General features: G+C 41.9%; 4 protein-coding genes. 2 read left to right on the forward strand and 2 right to left on the reverse strand.

The features are described from left to right. On the forward strand, positions 1-531 hold a 531-nt coding region (locus AC29Z1_RS12990), incomplete at its 5' end, for a SpoVR family protein (protein ID WP_488271880.1). Positions 532-572: 41 nt separating this feature from the next. On the opposite strand, the gene buk is transcribed toward AC29Z1_RS12990, so the two are convergent. Both buk and ytaF read right to left on the reverse strand, forming a co-directional pair. Further along, the gene (buk, locus tag AC29Z1_RS12995; protein WP_488271881.1) at positions 573-1,646 is read right to left on the reverse strand and encodes a butyrate kinase; all 1,074 of its coding nucleotides are present in this window, start codon (positions 1,644-1,646) and stop codon (positions 573-575) included. Between the two features lie 92 nt (positions 1,647-1,738). Next, positions 1,739-2,371, reverse strand: a complete 633-nt coding sequence (ytaF, locus tag AC29Z1_RS13000; RefSeq protein ID WP_488271882.1) for a sporulation membrane protein YtaF — start codon at positions 2,369-2,371, stop codon at positions 1,739-1,741. Between the two features lie 190 nt (positions 2,372-2,561). Between ytaF and gyrA the strand changes: the two genes are divergently transcribed. After that, entirely contained in the window at positions 2,562-5,003 is a 2,442-nt protein-coding gene (gene gyrA / locus AC29Z1_RS13005) for a DNA gyrase subunit A (RefSeq protein ID WP_488271883.1), read from the forward strand. Positions 5,004-5,261 lie beyond the last annotated feature (258 nt).

Raw genomic sequence — 5,261 nt, forward strand, 5'->3', positions numbered from 1 at the left:
CATTTGGAGGTCCTGCAGCGGCATAATCTGGTTATCAGGCCGTATGAAGGGCAGCTTAATCCATACTTTATTGGATTTAAGATGTTTGAATATCTTGATAAACACTATGGTCGGGATAAAATATTTGAGATTCGTGCGCAAGAGCGGGACACCTCTTTCCTGCGACGGTATTTAAATCAAGAGTTGTGTGAAGAAATGAAGCTGTTTACCTACAAGGTACGTGGTGTAGATATTGTGGTATCAGAAGTGGCTGACGCAGAAGGGTGGAAGACTATCCGGAATGAACTGGCTAAAACCGTCGGTTTGGGGACAGTTCCAGAAATCAATCCGCAGAGTGTGGAAAACGGGGTACTGATATTAGAGCATATCTATGATGGGCGGGAATTAGAAATAAATTATGCCAAAGAAACTATTAAGTATGTCGCAGAACTATGGGGCGGCAAAGTGGATTTAAAGACAAAGCTAAATAGCAAACCCAAGGTAATCCGCTGTACCGAGGATAAGATTGTATCTGTATTGGATGATGCGTAAAATAATAACCCCCAGTCCTATAGGATTTGGGGGTTATTATTTTACGCGTGGTAAACTTTAGCCGTTTCTTCACCGGTAAGTACCCGGTAAGCGCCTTCAGCCAGCGCTTGCAGTTCGTTTTCTCCTGGAAGCACAATAACTGGTGCGATGAAACGGATATATTCGGTAAGCTTGTCAGTAAGCTTTTGGGAGTAGGCGATACCGCCAGTTAAAATAATATAATCCACTTTGCCACAAACCGGAATGGCAGCGGCGGCGATATTTTTGGCAATATTATAAATCATGGCTTGATAGACAAGTTCTGCATGGCTATCTCCGGCGGCGGCACGGCGTTCCACCTCACGTACATCGTTGGTGCCGAGATGAGCCACCAAACCTCCTTGACCTGCTAAGAGTTTAACGATAGCGGAGTATTCCAGTTTATTGGTGAGCAAATATTCAGCAAATTGAGCAGCTGGTACTGTTCCGGCACGCTCAGGAGAAAACGGACCTTCACCGTCCAATGCGTTATTTACGTCAACTACCTTACCGAGAGTATGACAACCTATCGATATACCTCCGCCCAAATGAGCAACAATCAGGTTAAGGCTGTCATAAGCGCGATGGATACTTTTAGCAAACCGTTTGGCAACAGCTTTTTGGTTTAGGGCATGAAAGATACTTTTGCGGGTAATTTCGGGGCGGCCAGTAATCCGGGCTACCGGTGCCAGTTCGTCAACTACGACAGGATCGACAATATATCCGGGACAGCCGTGTTGCTTAGCGATTTCATTGGCGATAATTGCACCAAGATTACTAGCATGGGCTCCATGACGGTTATTTTTTAGATCATCCAGCATAGTATTACATATTTGATAAGTACCGCTAGGCATGGGTTTTAATAATCCGCCGCGACCGACGACTGCAGCTAAATCGCCAATAGCTACCTGCTGTTCAGCTAAAAAAAAATTGATTTTTTCCAAGCGGTGTTCGAGCTGGTCGGTAATTGTTGAAAATTTTGCAAGATCTTCTACGCTATGGTTAATACTTTTGCTGACGATTTCGGTTGTGTCTTCATATAGCCCGATTTTGGTGGAAGTTGAGCCAGGATTTACTGTTAGAATTTTAAATGGCATAATATAACCTCCATTTACTGGCATTATGTAGCTATTTTTATTGTATTTGAAATACCTGATTTTGTTAAGTAAGCAAAAAGAAAACGTCTAGATTAGACCAGACGCAGAAGACCGAGAATAATTATAATTACTCCGGGAAGATAGGGAAACCGGTTTTTAAGATCTTTGGATACTAGTCGGGGAGCGATGCTCATTCCTGCCGCGATTAAAGATATCTGAATAACACTCATGATCACTGGGGTGTAAAACGGCAACGGATTAATCAGGGCGGCAGCAAAAGTGGCAATCCAATTATCAATTCCTAGGGCTATGCCAAGAAATACCGCTTCTGAGAAATTTATTGAACGGGAGTGATCCATATCAGCAGTTTCCGGGTCAGCCATAATATTGATAATAATACGTCCAAAGCGAAGGGTAAGGCAGGTGGCACTTGCAGAAGCATCCTGGCAGCGACTTTTTTGGGTAAGGTATTCACAAAAGACATTCCAAGCACCAATGGTAATTAATAGCAGTGAGCCGACAACAACAGCCAGGTGAGTATCGAGAAATGAACCCAGAAACGAAGAAAATGTCATGGCAGTTCCGGTACAAAGAGCAGTAATAAGTCCGATTACTAGTAAAGAATGAGAAGGAACTTTTATAGATTTTAATCCATAGGCTGTTCCAGCAACAAAAGCGTCAAGACTGACAGCTATGCCGAGAAGCAATATATAAAAAATATTCATTACCCTCATGCCTCCTGTTGATGATGATGGATACTAGTGTATTTTTAGTATATGGGGTAAAAGATTTTCGGTTACAGGGGAAATAAGGGGATAGTTTTGCACTTTGCCGGCAATTGCAGGATTTTTCTTCGTAAGTGGGGAAATCATACTAGAATGACGAATTATTTGAGGTGGTTTTGTGCAAGGTGGTTTGGATTTTGGTTTAGGTAAAGTATTGCCAGTCAAAATTGAAGATGAAATGAAAAATTCATATATTGATTATGCTATGAGCGTAATTGTTATGCGCGCATTGCCAGATGTCCGTGATGGATTAAAACCGGTTCATCGACGGATACTTTATGCTATGCACGAGGCTGGAATGACCGCTAATAAGCCGTATAAAAAATCGGCGCGTATTGTCGGTGAAGTGCTTGGTAAGTACCATCCTCATGGCGATAGTTCGGTATATGATGCCATTGTACGTATGGCACAAGATTTTTCAACCCGTTACATGTTGGCAGATGGACATGGTAATTTTGGTTCTGTAGACGGTGACTCGGCAGCCGCTATGCGTTACACAGAAGTTCGCATGTCGCGGATTGCCGAAGAAATGTTGGCAGATATTGAAAAAGACACAGTCGACTTTGTTCCTAACTATGACGAATCATTAAAGGAACCTTCGGTATTACCGGCTAAAGTACCTAATCTGCTGATAAACGGTTCTTCCGGTATTGCAGTAGGTATGGCTACCAATATTCCTCCACATAATTTGGGGGAAGTTGTTGATGGCCTAATTATGATGATTGATAACCCTGATGTTACTATAAACGACTTAATGATGGTGATAAAAGGGCCTGATTTTCCTACAGGGGCGCTAATACTGGGACGAGAAGGCATTAGACAGGCTTATACTACCGGTAAGGGGAGTATACAAATTAGAGCCCAAGCCAGGATCGAAAATATGTCTGGCGGGAAACAGCGTATATTGGTGAGTGAACTGCCGTATCAGGTCAATAAAGCTAGATTGATCGAAACCATTGCTACGCTCGTTCGGGATAAAACCATCGATGGTATCACCGATCTAAGAGATGAGAGTGACCGGAATGGCATGCGGGTAGTTATTGAGCTTAGACGAGATGCTAATGCAGATGTAGTTTTAAATCAGTTGTATAAACATACCCAGATGCAGGATACTTTTGGTGTCAATATGCTGGCTTTGGTAAATGGCCGCCCCAAGGTGCTTAACTTACGGGAAATTCTTTGGCATTACCTGGAGCATCAAAAAAATGTAATCGTGCGCCGCACTAAGTTTGAATTGGACAAGGCGCAAGCCAGGGCTCATATTTTAGAAGGATTAAAAATTGCGCTTGACCATTTGGATGCCGTTATTAGTACTATTAGACAATCGCAAACTCCGGAAATTGCTAAAAATGCGTTGATTGATAAGTTTAATCTAAGTGAAAAGCAATCCCAGGCCATTTTGGATATGCGTCTCCAGCGCTTGACCGGACTGGAACGCGAAAAAATCGAAAATGAGTATAAGGATATCATGGAGACAATTGAGTGGCTGGAGAGCGTGCTGGCAGATGAAAGCAAAGTATTAAACATCATTAAAGAAGAATTGTTGGATGTAAAGAAACGTTTTGCAGATGAACGACGCACGGTTATTACTAGCAATGTTTCCAAAATGGATATGGAGGATTTAATAGCAGAAGAAGATATCGTAATTACTTTGACCCATCAAGGCTATATCAAGCGTTTGCCTGTCGATACCTATCGCAGTCAGCGACGTGGTGGCAAAGGGGTAACCGCAATGGGAACCAAAGAAGAAGACTTTGTTGAGCATTTGTTTGTCGCGACAACCCATCATAATCTCTTATTTTTCACCAGTAGGGGTCGGGTGTACCGCCTAAAAGGCTATGAGTTGCCAGAAGCCGGACGTACAGCCAAAGGAACAGCTATAGTCAATCTACTCCAAATAGAAAAAGATGAAAAAATTACTGCTGTTATTCCCATTAAAGAATTTAGTGCCAAACGGTACTTATTTATGGCTACGCAAAAAGGTATTGTCAAAAAAACAGAACTGCTTGAGTTTGATACTACCCGTAAAGGTGGTATAATCGCAATTTCTTTAGATGAAGATGACGACTTAATTGGCGTTAAACTGACAAATGGGGAATGTAATATTATCATGGGTACCCGTGATGGTAAAGCTATTGTTTTCCATGAATCGGACGTCAGAGTTATGGGACGAACAGCCCACGGCGTTAGAGGAATAACTCTGGAACCTGGCGACCAGGTTGTTGGTATGGATGTAATCAAAAAAGACGGTGAAGTGCTGACCGTAACTTCTGAAGGGTATGGAAAACGTACTAGTGTCAGTGAATATCGGGTAATTGGTCGGGGTGGTAAAGGTGTTATTAACATAAAACCAAACTCAGCTGAGAAAATTGGCCATGTAATCGGTATTAAAGTGGTTAAGCCTGGACAGGAGCTTATGTTGATAACTATTGACGGTATAATTATCCGTATGGAAATTGACGCTATCTCGATAACCAGTCGCAGTACGCAGGGCGTAAAACTCATGCGGACTGATGAAAATGATCAAGTGATAGCGTTAGCTGTTGTTGAGAAAAAGGCTAATAATGAGTAAAAGTAGGCGCGCCACCATTGGTGGCGCCGCTTCATTTTCTTTTCGAGTAAACATTTTAGGGAAATTATTTGTTTAGAATAAAATATATTCATTTACAAACAATAAATAATAAGGTATAAGTATTATGTTAAGACTCTTAAGGTTACACAGATGATTAGACTGTATATGTGGAAGTAACTGTTATTGACATAATCGCATGTGTATGATAAGATAAGCAAGTCGCAAAGGCGTGAGGTAATAATAACCAATACGCTTGGC

Source organism: Sporomusa sp., from assembly GCF_057736855.1.